General features: G+C 48.8%; 13 protein-coding genes. All 13 read left to right on the forward strand.

Translation table 11 applies throughout. From position 1 onward, the window contains the following. Positions 1-35 precede the first annotated feature (35 nt). The 13 genes from C5Y83_RS27450 to C5Y83_RS27510 all read left to right on the forward strand — a co-directional run bounded on the left by C5Y83_RS27450 (position 36) and on the right by C5Y83_RS27510 (position 17,790). The gene (locus C5Y83_RS27450; protein ID WP_105332976.1) at positions 36-2,363 is read left to right on the forward strand and encodes a polysaccharide biosynthesis tyrosine autokinase; all 2,328 of its coding nucleotides are present in this window, start codon (positions 36-38) and stop codon (positions 2,361-2,363) included. Positions 2,364-2,438: 75 nt separating this feature from the next. Then, a complete protein-coding gene (locus C5Y83_RS27455; protein ID WP_105332977.1) occupies positions 2,439-3,980 on the forward strand; it encodes a glycosyltransferase family 4 protein in 1,542 nt (513 codons plus the stop codon). 50 nt (positions 3,981-4,030) lie between these two features. After that, complete coding sequence (locus C5Y83_RS27460; protein ID WP_105332978.1) at positions 4,031-4,663, forward strand: exosortase C-terminal domain/associated protein EpsI; 633 nt, start codon at positions 4,031-4,033, stop codon at positions 4,661-4,663. Between the two features lie 562 nt (positions 4,664-5,225). Then, on the forward strand, positions 5,226-5,603 hold the full coding sequence (locus C5Y83_RS30225; RefSeq protein WP_105332979.1) for a putative capsular polysaccharide synthesis family protein: 378 nt from the start codon (positions 5,226-5,228) through the stop codon (positions 5,601-5,603). 153 nt (positions 5,604-5,756) lie between these two features. Continuing rightward, positions 5,757-6,767, forward strand: a complete 1,011-nt coding sequence (locus tag C5Y83_RS30230) for a glycosyltransferase family 2 protein (RefSeq protein ID WP_158262550.1) — start codon at positions 5,757-5,759, stop codon at positions 6,765-6,767. Between the two features lie 3 nt (positions 6,768-6,770). Then, the gene (locus C5Y83_RS27475) at positions 6,771-8,018 is read left to right on the forward strand and encodes a glycosyltransferase family 4 protein (RefSeq protein ID WP_105332981.1); all 1,248 of its coding nucleotides are present in this window, start codon (positions 6,771-6,773) and stop codon (positions 8,016-8,018) included. A 5-nt stretch (positions 8,019-8,023) separates the two neighbouring features. After that, positions 8,024-9,250 carry a glycosyltransferase family 4 protein gene (locus C5Y83_RS27480; RefSeq protein WP_105332982.1) on the forward strand — a complete coding sequence of 409 codons (1,227 nt, stop codon included), beginning with the start codon at positions 8,024-8,026 and terminating at the stop codon, positions 9,248-9,250. A 132-nt stretch (positions 9,251-9,382) separates the two neighbouring features. After that, positions 9,383-10,660, forward strand: a complete 1,278-nt coding sequence (locus tag C5Y83_RS27485) for an O-antigen ligase family protein (RefSeq protein WP_158262551.1) — start codon at positions 9,383-9,385, stop codon at positions 10,658-10,660. 82 nt (positions 10,661-10,742) lie between these two features. Next, positions 10,743-11,882: a glycosyltransferase gene (locus C5Y83_RS27490; RefSeq protein ID WP_261341482.1), complete on the forward strand. Its 1,140-nt coding sequence runs from the start codon at positions 10,743-10,745 to the stop codon at positions 11,880-11,882. A gap of 87 nt (positions 11,883-11,969) precedes the next feature. Continuing rightward, positions 11,970-12,911, forward strand: a complete 942-nt coding sequence (locus tag C5Y83_RS27495) for a glycosyltransferase family 2 protein (RefSeq protein ID WP_105332985.1) — start codon at positions 11,970-11,972, stop codon at positions 12,909-12,911. Positions 12,912-13,627: 716 nt separating this feature from the next. Beyond that, the gene (locus tag C5Y83_RS27500; protein ID WP_158262552.1) at positions 13,628-14,533 is read left to right on the forward strand and encodes a glycosyltransferase family 8 protein; all 906 of its coding nucleotides are present in this window, start codon (positions 13,628-13,630) and stop codon (positions 14,531-14,533) included. 148 nt (positions 14,534-14,681) lie between these two features. Beyond that, complete coding sequence (locus tag C5Y83_RS27505) at positions 14,682-15,566, forward strand: DUF6625 family protein (RefSeq protein WP_315850499.1); 885 nt, start codon at positions 14,682-14,684, stop codon at positions 15,564-15,566. 82 nt (positions 15,567-15,648) lie between these two features. Then, positions 15,649-17,790, forward strand: a complete 2,142-nt coding sequence (locus C5Y83_RS27510; RefSeq protein ID WP_105332988.1) for a bi-domain-containing oxidoreductase — start codon at positions 15,649-15,651, stop codon at positions 17,788-17,790. The last annotated feature ends 19 nt before the right edge of the window (positions 17,791-17,809 follow it).

The raw sequence follows: 17,809 nt of genomic DNA on the forward strand, positions 1-17,809 counted from the left end.
ACGGATCGGCTGATTACAGAATAGAGAATTTAGGTATGTCGACAGATCAAACGAGCCTTCCCGTTGAGCGAACAAATCGCGAGATTCGCTTTGATTCTCCAATCGATTTGACGCCAGGTAGCTCTAATGAATTTCCGCACATTAACGATGTGGTGGAAATGGATGATACGGGGGGGACAGGTATCTCCCACGTGTTTCATGCTGTCAGACGACGGTGGCTCCCCGCGTTTAGCATTGGAGTGCTCTTGGCTGCAGTTGCTGCAACCTCGGTGTGGTTGCTGGATGTTCCAGAATATACCGCGAGAGCCCTACTTAGGATATCGTCACGCCATGGGACATTGTTGAAGCAAAATGGTGAGGCCAACGGCGATTTCGAGGTTTATAAACTGACGCAACGGCAATTGATCAGAGGTTCTTTCGTCATCAATGCCGCGTTGCGAGATACTGAAGTCTTACGATTGCCGATGGTCGAGCAGGAGCCTGATCCAGTTGCTTGGTTGCAGTCCGCATTGAGTGTCAACTTTCCTGATAACGCCGAAATCATGGAGGTGAGGTTGTCAGGGGAGAATTCCAAGGCAATTTCAAAGATTGTGAACGCGGTAGTTCAGGCGTACATGGATGAAGTAGTTGATGCAGAAGCTATTTCGCGAACAACCAGGCTTAGCAGTTTGGAGAGGGCCTACTCCGAAACCGAGAATGACCTACGCTCGAAGCGATCGGAGTTCCGCCGACTTGCGGACACGTTAGGGACGGGCGATACCGCATCATTAAGTCTGGTTCAGCAGAATGCCCTCCAACAATTCGCCGCTCTACGCAGCGAGCTCACGAAAGTGCAACTTGAACTGTTAAGAGCGAGAGCAAACGTGCTTGGAATGGAGCCTCGCGAGGCGCCGGTCGAAAAAGATGCGGTTGTCGCAAAGAAGCCCGTTGTAGACGGGGACAAAGAGGCTCCCGAGGCATCAGTAGCTAACTCAGATGAGGAATCGGAAGAAATCGACTTCGAGTTGGAACGCATCATGGCCGCTGACGAAGTCATGGTGGCATTTAAGTCGCAGATCATGCAGCTCGAAAATGAAATCTTAGCCATCGAGCAGACAGCAGCTCCAAAAATTCAGAATCAATACGTCTCACGACTTAGAGACAAGATTTCAGAGCTGGAAGAGCAGGTCAGTCTACGAAAAGATCAACTGACTAAGGATAAAGAGCAATGGAGTGTTGCGACCCATCGAGCAGAACTTAACAAGGCGAGATCCGAAGTCGCAATTCTGGAGCAAATGGAAAAGCAACTGGATGAAAGTGTTCAGCTGTTTGAGAAAGAAGCTAAGCAATTTGGACGCTCTTCTATTGATGTTGAGATGATGCGAACGGAAATCGATTCGCTGGAAGGAATACTTAGTCGACTAGGACACGAAATAGAGAATACAAAGATTGAACTGAAATCAGATTCACGAGTGAGTGTGCTGCAAGAAGCACAGCCACCGAAATCTAAGAATCCGCGTTCTTATGCCATGGTTGGAGTGGCGGGAGTATTCGGTTTCATGCTTCCAGTTGCCGGATTTGTGTTTTGGGATTTACGTAGCCAGCGAATTAATGTGCCTTCGGATGTCTCAGACAATTTGCGAATGAATGTATTGGGAGCAATTCCGTTGGTGCCGCAACGAGTATTGGCACAATCGCGAAAGAACTCCAAGAAGCAGCAATATTGGAAGAGCTTGATTGCCGAGTCGATCGGAGGAATCGTGGCGAGACTGTTTCGACAGTCGGGGGCTAACAAAAATCGAGTAGTCATGATTTCAAGCGCACTAGCGGGCGAGGGCAAAACAACCTTGGCCGGTCAAATCGCCTACGCACTAGCAGAATCAGGTGCTCGAACAGTTCTTGTAGACTTTGATTTGCGACGTCCGGCCTTGGATATTTCATTCGATATTGAACTCACCCCAGGCGTAACAGAACTGCTGTCCGGGGAAGTGGAGTTCGATGACGCCATTCAGCAAACGGGCATTGGCACGCTCGACATAGTTGCAGCGGGTGACTGGGGGCACAATTCGCTGAGGGAACTTACGAGTGACCGAATGGACTCGTTTTTCAAGTCTCTACGTTCTCAGTATGACTACGTGATCGTCGACGGGAGTCCCATCTTACCGGTCGTAGATGCTCGCTTGATTGGTCAGTACGTCGATGGGGTTGTGATGGCCGTTTTACGCGACGTCAGTCGTGGTGCCAAGGTCCAAGCGGCGCGAGACTTGTTGTCAGTATTCGGCGTTCCTTTCTTAGGTGTCGTCGTTGTCGGTACGACTCGGGAAGACGTCTACGATTACACATCCCGACGTGATCGTAAAAAGCGACTGGTTCATGTTGGGTGATAAGAGTGTCGTTCAACACTTAGGGAATGTCGACTCGAAGGTGTAACGAGTCTTCAAAAAAGGGCAAGCGAAAAGATGGTCCAGCTACTTATTTCAGGGATTGCTGCCTGCCTTCTAGGGCTGATATTGACCCGAATCGTAAGGGAAGTTGCGCCTCGATTTGGCTTAGTGGATCGGCCTGATGGGCACCGAAAATTGCATCGTCGCGCGACGGCACTGGGGGGAGGGATAGCAGTATTCCTCGCTGCTATTTCAGTTGCCGCAATTGCCTTATTCTGGACAGGTTGGTGGGAGAATCTCTCCTTGGATCGACAACGCACGCTTATCGGGCTTGCGGGCGGGGCACTTCTCATCGTCGTGGTTGGTGCCCTAGATGATCGGTTTGGAATTCGAGGAAGACAGAAATTATTAGCTCAGTTCATCATTGCTCTCTTGCTGGTTTGGTGCGGTGTAAGCATTCAAAATATCCAAGTGTTCTCATTTCGTCTGGAATTGGGTCCTCTGAGTGTGCTCGTCACAGTTTTGTGGTTGCTTGGAGCGATTAATGCTATCAATCTCCTGGATGGAATCGATGGTTTGGCCTCAACGGTCGGAATCATACTGTCGATGGCCATTGCCGCGATGGCACTCGTGTGTGGTCATATGGAGATCGCGCTGATTGCAATTGTCTTCGCCGGTGCCCTATTAGGATTTCTGCGTTACAACTTCCCGCCAGCGACGATTTTTCTTGGTGACGCTGGAAGTATGTTAATTGGGTTGATTGTCGGAACTCTCGCAATTGAATCGTCATTAAAAGGACCAGGTACGGTTCTTCTTGCAGCTCCGATCGCGGTATGCACGATACCTTTTCTCGACTCTTTTGCGGCGATTCTTAGAAGGAAACTAACGGGGCGTAGTATTTATGCAACGGACCGGGCTCATCTTCACCATCGCCTTATGGAACGGTGGAACTGTAATCGTAGAACGCTGGCATTTGTTGCTTTGTGTTGTCTGACCACTTCTTTGGCGGGGCTGGGAAGTGTTTTACTGGGAAATGACTTTATTGCTGTCATAACGTGTGCCGCTTTGCTGGCCATTCTGGTGACGTTTAGATTGTTTGGGCATGTCGAGTTGGCTTTGGCAGCCCATCAATGTAGTGCCATTGGAAGTTCCTTGGCCACACCCTTTTGGAAGACGTCAAAGCGATCTCGCCATGGCTCGGTTCGACTGCAAGGAAATCGGAAGTGGGAGATTATCTGGGAAAGTCTTGTCGAGTGGGGAGAGAAAATGCAGGTTAGTGAGATCAAACTCGATCTAAACTTACCGCTTGCTCACGAGGGCTACTTTGCTTCTTGGAAAAACTCGCGTCAGCTGGATAAGGATCGAGTTTGGAGGCTCACTTTGCCCCTCGTACTTTCGGGAAACTTAATCGGCTGTCTCACGATTGTCGCAGAGAGAACCGAGCAGTCTGCTACGCAGGAATTGGAGTCTCTCTATTGTGTGCTAGAACCGTTCGAATTGAGTCTTGCTGAAATCGTTCGAGACTTAGAAAAGTCGAATGAAGAGAAGCCGAAGCCGAAAGCAAGGTTAGCTGAAGAATTGCCTACGGGGTTGGTCGTTTCGGATCATGTTACTTAAAGTATTCCAGTGGGAATTTCTTATCGCTGATGGCGACTTGGGAAAGCTAAATGATAGGCAGACTTATATTCTTAATTGTTCTCGTTGTGGGAACTCAATTGATGGTGCAATGGATCGAGGCGGGAAAGCTCCAGCAGATGCCGTCAGAGGTCATTGTGAATGCGGCTGAGCTTCCAATGCAATTGGACGAATGGAATGGGGAAGAAATTGATTTAGACAAACGTACGTTCGTAAGCATCGGTGCTGACTCGGCAACCAATCGTCTTTATCACAATGATAAAGGTGACTGGGTTTCCGTTCACGTAGCCGTATGGACGGAGCAATCGAGTTGGACTCCTCATCATCCCGAAATCTGCTATCCGAGTAGCGGTTGGGAAATTAACAGTACCGACACTATTTCCCTGGAGACTGGCAACACAATTGATGCACAGCTGATGACGTGTCATCGAAGAGGTGAAGATGCGGTGACATTGTTTTGGTACCAGACGGGCGAACTTGTGTATGTAGATCGCGACGGCGGTCGCGAAGCACACATTCAACTTCGCAATAGAGGGATTCGACCACCGCTCATCAAGATATTGTTGCAGATGTCAGGCACCGAATCGGACGTGGCGAGTATACCGCTTTCAGATATTGGCAAGAAGATTGGCGATTGGGCAAAAAACGCGTCGTCTTCGGATTAAGTACATAGAGCATTATTGCCCTTACTGTTACTCTTTTCGATGACTACGTCTTAGTGCTGGCTAGAAATCTTCGAATTGATTTCACCACCAACTTTATGTCGACGTACTTGTTTATTTGTGATTAAGAGCCATTCACCTGCGAGCATCAACGGTGTTTTCGAGTAGCAGGTTTAAGAAGTTTATTAAGGAGCAGATTGGATTTGCGAGCTGACGCGTGAGTTTGTGCGGGGTTACTGGTAAGAGTACTCGTCTGGTTTTGTAGACTGGAAAAGTAGGGGCGAGGTCTGTAACTAAAGCCTCAATAATCCACCTTTCCATGTTCCGGCCTAACCTGATCTCCGATTACATGCTTAAATCGGAAGTTGTAAAGAGTCGAGGCCATGGAGTCCATTACTTGATCGAATCGTGAGTCCTATCTGACAGAATTGGAAACGTTACACATACTTAGACTGTTACTCTTACCCGAGAACCCATTACTTGGGCCATATCGTTAGTTGTTCAATATCTAACTCAATATTGTTCTTATGCAGGGGTGAGTAATGGAATCAGCGATTGGTCAAGAATGGAAAAAGCAAACCTGGATAAACTCTCTGCCGGAACTTCACATCACGATCCAACACAATGGGTCAATCAAGAGATTCTTGAGCCATTCAATGTTGATGTGTTTTCGCAGGAATTTGAGCCTCGTAAAGGGGCATTGATCATGTCTACTCCGAGGGTCTCTCTAATTTGTGTGCAAATGGAGGATCTCGGACGAACGGAAACCGACTCATCGCTGTCGCAATTTGTGGAGTCGAGTCAGTTACTTACGTTTTCTCATGAAAACGCTAGTGCCAACAAACCCGTCGCATTCGAATATAGAGAGTTCGTTAAGGGATTTCGCATTCCAGATGATCTGTGTCAAAAGATATACGAGACACGATATGTGAGGCATTTCTAAGGAAACGAAATCCCATCGCTGATCGAAAAGTGGTCCGGTAGCGAGGTGATGAACGCATGACTGGTCCCTTAGTTATGGTCGACCAATGAACAGAGGGGACAAAAGGCATGGGACAATCGCGTGGTTGAGACAGTTCGTAATATGAGCACTGAGATGTCTGAAGAAGCAACTGGGTGCTTCGTTGTCGTCGTTGCTTACCATGGAGAGCGGTGGATCGCATCTTGTCTCGACACTCTAGCGGAATCGGTGCGACATTCAGATCGACTTTGCCTTGTAGATAACTCAGGGAATGGAGAGTCAATTCCGGATGAGTATCCCGCTTGTCCTTATCTCATCTTGAACACGCCCAGGCCATTAGGTTTTGCTGAAGCAAATAATTACGCATTGCGGCATGGAGGAATTGACGAGGAGGCCATCTGCTTTTTGAATCAGGACACGATTAGTGTTCCGGGATGGGTCGAGGCATGCTTGGATTGCCTTAGGGCAGATTCTTCAATTGGCGCTATCGCTCCCCTTTTGCGCAATTATGATGACAATGGTTGGGATCCGAATTTTCTTGCTTGCTCGAAAGCATCGCAAGAGCTTTCCGGTTCTCTCGGGGACGGCGAGTTCCTACGAGATTTCTATGAATTACCGAATGTCACTGCGGCTGCATTGATCGTAAGGACCGAGGTTCTTCAAGAAGTCGGACCGTTTGACCCTGTGTATGGTAGCTACTACGAGGATTACGATTTGTGCTTGCGAATCCGTCGAGCTGGATATCGTGTTGGGGTCTGCGGGAATGCATCCGTGCGTCACTTCTCTGGTTCCAGCACGACAACGCCAGCTGCCGAACGAAAACGTATGCGGCAAGTGTTACGAAATCGAGCTATTTACAATTTTCGAGAAATGGGATCTCGCCGACTGAGCGCGATCGCGAGTTACTTTGGAGCGACAGTTCCTCGAAACCTTCTTCGTGGCTTGTTAAGAACACCATCTTCGCAGCCAGTTGGCGTTCAGGTATCTGCGATTGCCGATTTGGTTCGTGATCTTCCCAGATTTGCTTCTGAGCGTGCGGACTCGTTGGCCTGGCGTTCTTATTTGGATGAACTTGGATGGCCGAGCAATGATCGTGTGGCACACTCCGGCAGCTTGGAACGCCCTGATTCGAAGGTAGATTGCTGAGGCATGAAAGTTCTTCACTTAAACGATCACCTCGCTTCAAAAGGTGGCATTGAAACGTATTTGCTTTCGGTAATACCGCAGTTAGCACAACAAGGTATTCATTCCAAAGTCGTATTTGCCTCTGGCGACCCGACTTTGGTTTCGGATTCAGAAGAAGTTCCCTCACTTGGATCACCGAGAATCGCTGATCGGAAGGTTGCTCGAAAGGCGCTAAAATCGATTATCAGCGAGCTTCAGCCTGACATCGTTCATTTGCATAATGTTCAAAATGTCGGAGCAATCTCAGCTTGTCTTGATGCCGTACCGTGCATCGTTACTGCCCACGATTATCGATACTTTTGTCCCGCTTCCTCATTTTATTTCCGCGGAACGAAGGAAATCTGCAATCGAAAATGCAATGCAGGTTGCTTTGTTGAGACAGCCAAAAAAAGGTGTATGTCTCCACGTCCGTTGAATGGTTGGCGACAGTACTCGCGTGTGATGTGGATGAGTAAACACATTCACAGGTTCAAACGAGTGATCGCACCGAGCGAAGGTGCCTCGAGTCGCTTGGTCGCAGCGGGGTTACCAGCATCTCAAATAAGCGTTGTGCCATACTTCTGTCCGATGGAGCCACTTGACGAACCGAGGCCAATTCCTACTCAGCGACAGATCCTGTTTCTCGGCCGCCTCAGCGAAAATAAGGGCTGGAAGTATTTTGTTGAGGCTCTCGGAAAGCTGCCTGCTTCCATACAAGGAAAGATGGTTGGCAATATTACACCCGAGAATCGAACAGAGGTAATGTCATGGGCCGATAAGAATGGTTGTGCGGCGCGACTTACTCTCGCTCCCTGGGCGAGTCGTAGTGAAATTGTAGAGCATTATCGTCAGGCCTCAGTCGTAGTCTTTCCCTCGATTTGGGACGAAACGCTGGGAATTGTAGGCTTAGAATCGCTTGCCTGTGGTGTTCCAGTCGTTGCATCCGATGTCGGAGGGGTAAGGGAGTGGCTGATTGAAGGTGAAACGGGACGACTGGTTCCCATCAAGAATGCCGACGCGATTGCTAAGGCCGTCGCGGAACTCATCGACTCTCCCGAGGTTTTAGACCAAATGGGCACGATGGGACAACGTCTTATTCGTGAGAAGTTTCAGGCCTCCGTTCACCTCGAAGCACTCGTTCGAACCTATGGAGATGCAGCGCATGGACAAATCGAAGCACCAATCGGTGACGATTTAGCTAATAAGATGTTCACTGAAGGGCAATTGCAGTGAGCTCAATGAATGCTTACGCGGTAAAGCAGTCGGATGGCTCCAAGGTAGATTGCGTTGAGCGATTGCGAGTGCTCCTTTATCAGTTCTTTCCGGGTGGAGGAATTGGACGCTACACACATGAGTTGGCGAAAGCTCTCTCGACTTTTCCTGAGATTGACCTCACAGTCGTGTGTTCGGGTGACTACGAGTGGCTAGCTGAAGCCGAATATGACGTTCGTCCGATCCTTCCCTGTCTATCGCACACGATCTCGTTGGTTCGGCGGTGTAAATTCTTGTCGGCTCAATTAGGTGCGCCACGGCGGCTTCTATCTCTCGTGAAGGAGGAATCGGCTGATGTGGTTCACTTAAGTAACATTAACTACATCGCCTTTCCGATTTGGAATTTATGGATACCTTCCGGAGTTGCAGTCACGGCGACGGCCCATGATGTCAAGCGTGCCAAGCACATCATCTCCCGATCGTATGATGATTTTTGCCTGAAATCATTCTATCGACGATCTGATGCTCTATTCGTTCATAGCGAATCACAAGCAATGGAACTTGTCGAATGGGTGGGATACGACCGCGATAAGGTTGAGGTCGTTCCACATGGAATTTACGAATACCCCTCGTCAGATCATGATCAGCATACCTGCAGAAGGCATCTGAAGATTCCGTGTGATGTTCCATTAGGGCTCTGTTTTGGTCAGGTGCGCGATGATAAGAACATTGACGCACTGATGCGAGCTCTGACCAACAAGGAAGTCCAGTCACACTTGGTTATTGCTGGCAGTGGTGGCTCGAAGGGGCACAGACCAGTCGAGTATTACCGGAAGCTTGCGACTGAATTGGGGATCGAGCACAGGGTGCACTTCCTTACAGGATATGTAGAAGAGTCACAGGTAGGTCGCTTGTTCGCTGCATCCGATTGGGTTTCTTTGACCTACAAGTCTTCGTTCACATCCCAGAGTGGTGTGTTGAATGTTGCCATGCACTACAAGAGACCTGTTGTCGTTACTCCAACTCCTACCGTGCGTCAAACCGTCGAAGCTTTTCGAATCGGTGTATCAGCAGACGGAGATTCAGCGGAGGAAATTGCCCCAGCGCTAATTAAGATGGAACAATGTGTTAGGCAGGGGGCTCAATTTGAATTTGCAAAGTATGCAGAAGCTCATTCCTGGGAGAATAACGCTTCAGCGACAATTCGCCGCTGGCAGCAATTGAAGTCTGTAACTTCATCGTCCTCGCATTAAAAGAAGCGACAATGTTGTCGCTTTATCCCCAAAGCGTCAGTGACCAGGGGAGAAGTGGCAAGAGAAGTGATTAGCAGGAAATCAATGCATTCTTTAGTAGTGAACAATTCTCGATCTAGGGCACGGATCGCTATGCGAGAGTCTGTTTCACCGATTAAGTACATCTTATTCGGGATGCTCGGTGCCTATCTGCTTGTCGCGGCTGCGTCTGTATCTAGTGGAGTCAGTGCCAATAACAGTTTTGCCGTACTAAAGTATCTGCGAATTGCTCTACTGCTGTGTTGTGGAGCCTTGTCGATAACCTGGTTTCGAATGCCTCGAATGAACAGCGCAGGCTTTGGATTGCTCTTGTTGACATCTGTTTACTGGTTCGCAGGCGCGTGGAGTTCATCGCCTATTTGGGCACTGGCCTATAAAGGGTTGTTTTTTGCCTCTGTGATTGCAGGTGCATGTATGGCGTGTGCGATTCGTAACGGAAGTGACTTGCTCGCATTTTGTCGATCCATGACCGCTGCGGCACTCGTCGGGTTGATCTTAGTGCTCATGATTGTCATGTGGGAATTAGGTTCAGCCCCAATCTTTGTTCACGGTCGCCTGGGCATCATGGGGATCAACGCAAATATTCTTGGTCAAACAGCGAGTATCTACGGTGTCATCTCATTCTTTCACTGGACAATTGAGAAGCGAGACAGTTGGAAGTGGGTCTCACTTTCCGTATTCATCTTAATGTTGTTAATGGTGATTCTCACTGGAAGTCGCGGAGCTCTGGCTCTATGCTGTCTCGGCACTGCTGTTCAAATTCCAACCATCTCAAAGCAGCGGCGCACACAAGTTATTCTTTACGGCATCGCGCTCGTGACGATGCTCGCGATAGGCTACTTCGTGGTGAATGATACGGGGGGGGAAGTTCAATTCGATAACGAGAGTTCGTCAGATCAATGGGAGTTTCGAGCCCGGCTTTGGAGCGAGGGATTAAAGGACACTCGTAGTGGTATTTGGCGGTATGCGATCCGTTTATTTACCAGAAATCCCCTCATTGGAATTGGCTGGCTTCACTACGGGAAATCATGGGGGACCGTTCAAAGTTCCTACTTGCAAGTGTTGGTTGAAGCGGGGATGTTGGGGGGCATTCTATGTTTGGTTTTTCTATACAAGGCCACTACGCGAATGATCATGGCAGTAAAGAGGGCACGTAAATCTAGCGACGCCTTGTCATCGCTGACATTCCTCTGCTCTGGGCTGCTCGTCGCGATTCTTTTGCACGCCGGATTCGAGTCAAGTGCCTTTGTAGGAACAACTCCTAATTCATTTCTGTTGAGCTTTTGCGTGTTCCATTTAGACATGAGAATGGATATGGGTCGTTCTCAAGAGGTCTCAAGAAGAGTTCGAAAAAGACGACTCACAACGTGACTTGTATTCGAGTTCTTTTTTTAAGCATCAAAACAAAAAAGTCTGAAACGATTGAAGTAAGAAAACGGTGAAGATCCTTCACGTGATTCCTGGTTTGGCGAATTCTTCTGGGCCTTCCCAAGTGGTTTCGCACTTAGTGCGCGAAGCGTGCGCGAGTGGGCACGAGTGCTCACTTTACTATGCAACGGGACGGAACGCAGATTGCGAAGTAACGATACATCCAGATTGCGATGTACAAGGATTTCCAGCACTAGGATTAAAGAAATGGGGTTATTCCCCGGAAATGAAACGTGCTGTTCTTAGTAAGGTGCCGAACTGTGATATCGTGCATTGTCATAGCATGTGGCTCTATCCGACGATGATCGCGGCTCGGACGGCTTACCGAGCTGGCGTCCCATACATTATTCGCCCAGCTGGTTCATTGGAGCCGTGGTGTGTTCGCGGCTTAAAGAAGCAGCTCTATTTGAAACTGATTGAACGGACAATTCTGGATCGCGCGTCGGCAATTCACGCTGTTTCGCAGCAAGAGGCGAACAACGTAAAGTCTTTTGGGTTTCGTGCTCCCGCTGTAGTCGTTCCGAACGGAGTAGATATTGCAGAAAGTGGTCCATCCAGGAGCGAGGCCCGTCGGTTACTTGGCCTTCCTGAAGATCGCCCGATTGTGCTTTTTCTGAGTCGCATTCATGAGAAGAAGGGGTTGGATGTTTTAGGTGAGGCGATGTTGGATGTACGGAAAAGACTGCCAGCGGCAATGGTCGCTGTGGCAGGTCCCGATTCCCATGAATATGCCAAGAAAATCAAACAGTTGTACAAAGACTTAGGCATCATTGACGCAACACGCTTTCTCGGTGAAGTGAGTGGAGAGTTAAAGCAAGCCGCCTATCGTGCAGCCGATGTATTCGCTTTGCCGACGCACTCGGAGAATTTTGGTGTCGTTGTCCTTGAGGCCTTAGCCGAGGGAACTCCCGTAGTTGTGAGTAAGAACGCGCCATGGGCGGCGGTTGAAGAGAGGCGAGCTGGTTTCTGGATCGAGAATACACCGTTGGCACTATCGCACGCATTGACGACGATCTTGTCTAATCCAGATCTGCATGAGGAGATGTCTCGCAACGCGAAGGATTTTGTAATTGAGCAGTTTTCCTGGGCGTCAATTGGCAGATCGATTGAGCAAATGTATCAACAGATTATCGCTCGTTCACAAACATTAATCGAGATTGCTTAAATAGGTTCAAGCCGACACGAGACGTAGGTTTCTGATTACGATTAAGGTTGGTTTTGTGAAGAAGAACCATCCGGAGAAAAAGTGACTATGACAGAGGGCGTTGAGACGACGATACGTGCGGCTAGTGGCGCTCGGGAGCGAGAGTTGTCGCCGGGCAATGTCACCGATGAACGTGTTCTTCCAATTTCCGTCGTAATCGCGACTAAGAATGAGGCATGCAACATTGAAGAATGTTTGGAGAGCGTACTTTGGGCGGACCAGGTCTGCCTAGTCGATTCGCAAAGTACGGATGGCACCGTTGAGATCGCAGAAAGTTACAACGCCGAAGTTCATCAGTTTCATTACGAGGGAGGATGGCCCAAAAAGCGTAATTGGGCTCTGGAGCACGTCTCCATTCGAAACCCTTGGATACTAATTCTCGATGCTGATGAGCGCGTAACCGAAGAGTTACGCAGCGAAATTGAAACCGCAATCAAGAATACAGAAATCGATGGCTATTATATTCGATGGAAGTTCATGTTCTTCAATCGATGGATGAAGCATTCATGGAGCCATGGTTGGATGCTACGTCTTTTTCGACATGGAAAAGGGGGGTACGAGGATCTGGGAATGCGCGGAGAAGGCGGATGGGATGCTGAGGTCCATGAAAATGTGGTCGTCGAAGGTCAATGCAAGCGACTAAAAAGTCCATTGCTCCACGAAACTCGTCAGGACCTCGAATACTGGATTCGAAAACAGAATGAATTTTCGACGTGGAATGCCAAGCGTCGACTTCAGCAGTTGAGTGATCACATGCTACCACTGTCTTATCTCTGGGATGGAGATCCAATACATCGCCGACGATGGTTGAAGACTTTGTACATTCGATTGCCATTCAAACCTTTGTTGATGTTCATTTACCTGTACTTCGTAAAATGTGGCTTTCTCGATGGAGTTGCAGGGTTCTACTTTTGTGTCTTGCGAGCAATCCATGAGTTCAATATTGATGCCAAAGTCTACGAAGCGAGGCGGAATACGAATGGGTCATAAATAACAAGTGAGATTAGTCGCACGATAGGGATTGAAATTCGTGTCAAGATATGTTGATTGTGTTTTGTATGGGGGACATCAACTAAATTACTGAGATACCGTTTGCCATCGTTCGATAATCCGTCCGTGGGCAACCAGAAACCTACGGGCTCTGGTTTTCGGGAAAGTGATTGAAAAAGCTTCCGAGCAGAAAAAGCCTGCCTCTCAACTATGTTGATAGAAGCGAGGGTTTGCAATGCAAATGCAAAGATATTTCTGGCGAGGATTTTGGAAGTCAATATCGATCAACGCTAAACCATGGTGCGTCCCTACAATACGCGATGAAAAGAGAATTAGGTTAGAGTCCAAGGGGAAATCAGAGAAATTCGAAGCAGCGATGGAATGAAGGATATAGTGGGTGATTTGCTCTCTGTATCCTGTGCCGGTGGCGTGAGAGAGATGGGCAATTCGATTCGTTAAAGTAGAGTCTCTTTTTCTTTGTTAGGACGTTTGCATCAAATTCGTGAAGATATCCGAAGAATTAAGACAAGCCTAGTCTCAGTGTTTCAGCTGGGTGAGGTTCTCGTTCAATGGTGTCTGCCTGAATGTTCTGACGGATGTGAGTTAAAAGGTCTTCTGCTGCAGGATAATTGAATGTGTGCGATCGTAGCCGATGGGTCGTTATGTAATATGTAAACGAATGGTGTTAGTGTATGGTAAGTAATAGTGGTAGGTGTGTGTCCGTTGCTTTAGCCGCTGATAAGAATATCTTGTCTGGGTTGCATGTTACTCTTCTTTCCGCCCTGGATAGGCTCTCCGAGAAGTATCAGTTCGATATTCATCTTTTCAGTGATTCCCTGGATCAAAATGACCTTGACTCTGTCCGGCGCACGCTTGATCCGGTCGAAAAGGACTACATGCTGAAGCTCGAGCACGTAGATACCGGAAGGCTGAAGTCGACATTTCCTTCGTCGGGGGTCGCTAGATTCAGCGGTTGGTTGCCGTATGCTCGATTGTTTATGCCTGCAGTTCTTGAAATAGATCGCTTCATTTATCTCGATAGTGATCTTGTTGTAGGGGTCGATCTAGCTAACGTGCTAGGTCACGAGATGGATGGAGCGTTAGGGGCGGTATCCTGGCATAAACGTAGCGAGTCAATGGATTCTCGTTTTTTCGACCGAATTGGCGAGGACGCTGAGGTGCCCTACTTTAACTCGGGAGTATTATTGATTGACCGTCAGCGTTGGTTAGAGGATTCTGCGACAGAAGAATGTCTTGAACTTGCTGCTAAACACGGCTCCGAGATGCCTTCTGCGGATCAGACGTTGCTGAATTTAGTTTATGGAAAAAACTTCCTCGCCTTGCCTCGCCGATTCAATACACCGATTTCAGCGGAACGGCGTAAACTCAAGCCAACAGATGTTGAGAATCGAGTGATCCACCTACTAGGAAAACCAAAGCCCTGGGATCCACTTGGAAAGTACTTTAACGGTCAGTATTCGTATTTTGAGGAGTACTTTCGACGTACAAGTCTTGTGAATAGTAAGGCTAGTAAGGGTAATCGATGGAAGTCAGTTGCCATGATAGCAAGGCATTTAAGGGCGTATCGCAAATGTGCTCAGTCACTGTACTTTGGTGGATGATAGACTGTTGACTGACGCTACGAGCAGGACCCACGAATCGTCCTGGAAAAGGTAAAAGCCATTTTCCGTGAGATGCCGTATGCCGTAGCGTGTTTCGTTTTACTTGTCTGGTTGAATTCAATCACTGTGTTGTAAGTGTGTCGAAAAGATGGCAGTTGTGCGTTTTGTCGTTCCGTATTTTGGGCCATGGCCTGTGTGGTTTCCTGCTTACTTACACACGTGCCGTTATAATCCGAACGTCGAGTGGTTGTTTCTTACGGATAATGAGTCACCTAAGGAGACGGAATGTCCACCTAACGTCAAGTTTAGGCCATTGTCCATGGATGGATTGCAGGCTTTAGCGGAGGAGAAGATTGGCTGTCCGGTTAAGAAAAACGCGTACTCTCAGTGTGATTTACGGCCAGCCTACGGCGTCATTCTTAGCGAATTTATTAAGGATGTCGATTTTTGGGGACACTGCGATGTAGATGTTATTTGGGGACGACTTGCTTCGATTTTTACGGAAGAGACTCTTGATAAGTTTGATATTATCAGCTCACGCCGGGGACAACTTGCCGGACATTGCAGCATCTATCGTAATTGCGAGAAGGTAAATAGGTTGTTCGAGAGGATTCCAAGTTTTAGAGCGGTCATGGCGAAAGAGGAATTGTGCCGGATGAATGAGTCTGCCATGGCTAATGCAATTCGCCAGGCTCCGGATATCGCCGTCTACTGGAAGTCGCAGCATGTTGTCGATGCACGAGAACTCGATCGCAGACCAAATGGTTGGGTGTGGGAAAGTGGACATGTGATGAATAGCGATGCAGTCGAGAGAGCCTATTTGCATTTCATGAGTTGGAAACGTTCGCTACGACAAATTGATTTTAGTTATCAAGATGCTCCGCGAAAGTTTCGGATTACGTCACGAGCTCTTTGGGCAGGCGACGTTCCGATGTCTTCACAAGTCTCAGAGATGATACCTTCCTACTCAAGAATGTGCCGACGCACATATAACAGTTTACGGTTGTTCTTGACAGGCCGAGGCCGCTTCTAAGGCGGGTAGTAGAGTATCGCTAAAGCAATAAGTCAGAGTAATCGCTAATTGGCAAGGCAATTGACGTCAGGAAAGAATATCTGTGCATCAAATCCTTCAAGACATTCGAAAAGGCGAGACAAGCCTGATCTCAGTTCCTGCTCCGATTGCTCAGCCGGGTGAAGTTCTCGTTTCGAATGCCTACTCATTGGTGTCGGCCGGAACGGAAAAGATGGTGATTGACCTGGCGAAGAAGTCGCTATTAGGCAAGGCGCGAGAACGCCCAGATCACGTTCGCCGTGTCCTCGACAAGATTCGCAATGAAGGGTTGTTGACGACAGTGCGTCAAGTCCTAGAGAAACTCGACGAACCGATGACGATGGGATACAGCTCCGCTGGTGTTGTCATCGCTTGCGGTGCCGACGTACAGGAGTACAAACCAGGCGATCGTGTGGCGTCAAACGGACCTCACGCCGAGATCGTTGCTGTACCGCGAAATCTATGTGCCCGCGTCCCTGATAACGTTCCGTTTGATCAAGCGGCATTCACGGTCCTTGGATCAATCGCCATGCAAGGCGTACGACTGGGGCGAGTCACGTTGGGCGAAACCGTGCTTGTCATTGGATTAGGACTTGTCGGCCAAATCACAGTCGGTCTATTGCGGGCAAGTGGCTGTCGAGTAATCGGTGTGGATCTCGATCCGGCGAAGTGTGAACTTGCGAAGAAAATGGGAGCGGAAATCGCTCGTCCAGATATCAATGCTAACGCGGTGTTCGCGGCGACTGGTGGGCTTGGTGCGGATGCCGTCTTGATTACCGCGTCAACCAAATCGAATCAGCCAATCACGCTTGCGGCAGATGCCGTCCGACAAAAGGGACGCGTTGTGTTGGTCGGAGTAGTAGGCCTAGAGCTTGATCGACGCCCGTTCTACTTCAAAGAGGCGGAATTCGTCGTTTCTTGTTCCTATGGGCCAGGACGATACGATCCAAATTACGAGCAGCAGGGGCAAGACTATCCAGCCGCTTACGTTCGTTGGACTGAGCAACGCAACATGCAGGCGGTTCTCGATCTAATGGGGAACGGTAAGCTGGACGTGACGCCACTTGTGTCGCATCGGTTTGGTATTGAAAACGCTGTGGGAGCTTACGATCTGATTGAAAAGGGCAGTGAACCATATTTGGGCATCTTGCTCGAGTATTCACGTCCAACAGAGCAGCGAATTGAGAGAAGAGTACAGATTCGCGCCGCCAATTCTTCATCGCGTCTAGGGGTTGGCGTATTAGGTGCTGGGAATTTTGCCCGCATGGTTTTGCTGCCCGCCATCCGCAAGTGCGAAGGGTTACGACCTGTGGCATTATGTTCCGCTCGCGGTACGTCGGCAGAGCATAGCGCTCAGAAGTTAGGATTCGAGGTCGTCGCGACTGATGAAGATCTCGTTGTGAATGACCCAAACGTCGAGGCGGTATTTTGTATCACGCAACACGATCAACATGCCCGACAGGTTTTAAAAGCAATTCGTGCTGGTAAGCACGTGTTTGTAGAGAAGCCGCTGTGTCTTACGCTCGATCAACTGAAGGAAATCGAAGAGGAGCTGTATCGAAACGATACCAACGCTCCTATGGTGATGGTGGGCTTCAATCGACGATTTTCACCTGCGGCGATACAGGCGAAACAGGTTTTTGAAAAGGTAACGTCCCCTCTCACAATTTCTATTCGATTTAACGCGGGTGAGATTCCTGCTGATCATTGGACGCAAGACCTTCTCAAGGGAGGTGGGCGAATCATCGGCGAAGCATGTCACGGGATCGATTTGGCCACGTTTCTCGCTGGGTCTCCACCAGTTCGAGTATTTGCTGAGTCAATCGGGGGGCCAAATGCTCCGGAAATTACGGACGATCAGTGCTTCATCACACTGCGGCATGCCAATGGTTCGATCTCGAATATTGCTTACCTGGCTGGTGGCGACAAGGCGTTTCCCAAAGAGCGGATTGAAGTAATGGGTGGCGGGCGTATCGCCGTAATCGATGATTTTCGATCGATTACGACATGCGTCGGGGGAAAGACGTCGACCCACCGATTTCGTCAGCAAGACAAGGGGCATCAGGCCGAAATCAAGGCATTCGCAACCGCCCTGACTAAGAATGCGGAAGCACCGATTAGCTGGTCCGATTTGCGTAGCGTCACCTTGGCTTCGATTTTGGCGCAGCAAAGTTTACGCGAAGGTCAGCCTTTCGATTTCAGTTGATTGAACACATTAGTGAAAT

Source organism: Blastopirellula marina (genome assembly GCF_002967765.1).
In the GTDB taxonomy this organism is placed as follows: domain Bacteria; phylum Planctomycetota; class Planctomycetia; order Pirellulales; family Pirellulaceae; genus Bremerella; species Bremerella marina_A.

What these genes read in the sequence shown, in the direction of transcription:
- C5Y83_RS27450 (WP_105332976.1), top strand. Translation starts at nt 36, where the DNA reads ATGTCGACAGATCAAACGAGCCTTCCCGTTGAGCGAACAAATCGCGAG.
- C5Y83_RS27455 (WP_105332977.1), top strand. Translation starts at nt 2,439, where the DNA reads ATGGTCCAGCTACTTATTTCAGGGATTGCTGCCTGCCTTCTAGGGCTG.
- C5Y83_RS27460 (WP_105332978.1), top strand. Translation starts at nt 4,031, where the DNA reads ATGATAGGCAGACTTATATTCTTAATTGTTCTCGTTGTGGGAACTCAA.
- C5Y83_RS30225 (WP_105332979.1), top strand. Translation starts at nt 5,226, where the DNA reads ATGGAAAAAGCAAACCTGGATAAACTCTCTGCCGGAACTTCACATCAC.
- C5Y83_RS30230 (WP_158262550.1), top strand. Translation starts at nt 5,757, where the DNA reads ATGTCTGAAGAAGCAACTGGGTGCTTCGTTGTCGTCGTTGCTTACCAT.
- C5Y83_RS27475 (WP_105332981.1), top strand. Translation starts at nt 6,771, where the DNA reads ATGAAAGTTCTTCACTTAAACGATCACCTCGCTTCAAAAGGTGGCATT.
- C5Y83_RS27480 (WP_105332982.1), top strand. Translation starts at nt 8,024, where the DNA reads ATGAATGCTTACGCGGTAAAGCAGTCGGATGGCTCCAAGGTAGATTGC.
- C5Y83_RS27485 (WP_158262551.1), top strand. Translation starts at nt 9,383, where the DNA reads ATGCGAGAGTCTGTTTCACCGATTAAGTACATCTTATTCGGGATGCTC.
- C5Y83_RS27495 (WP_105332985.1), top strand. Translation starts at nt 11,970, where the DNA reads ATGACAGAGGGCGTTGAGACGACGATACGTGCGGCTAGTGGCGCTCGG.
- C5Y83_RS27505 (WP_315850499.1), top strand. Translation starts at nt 14,682, where the DNA reads ATGGCAGTTGTGCGTTTTGTCGTTCCGTATTTTGGGCCATGGCCTGTG.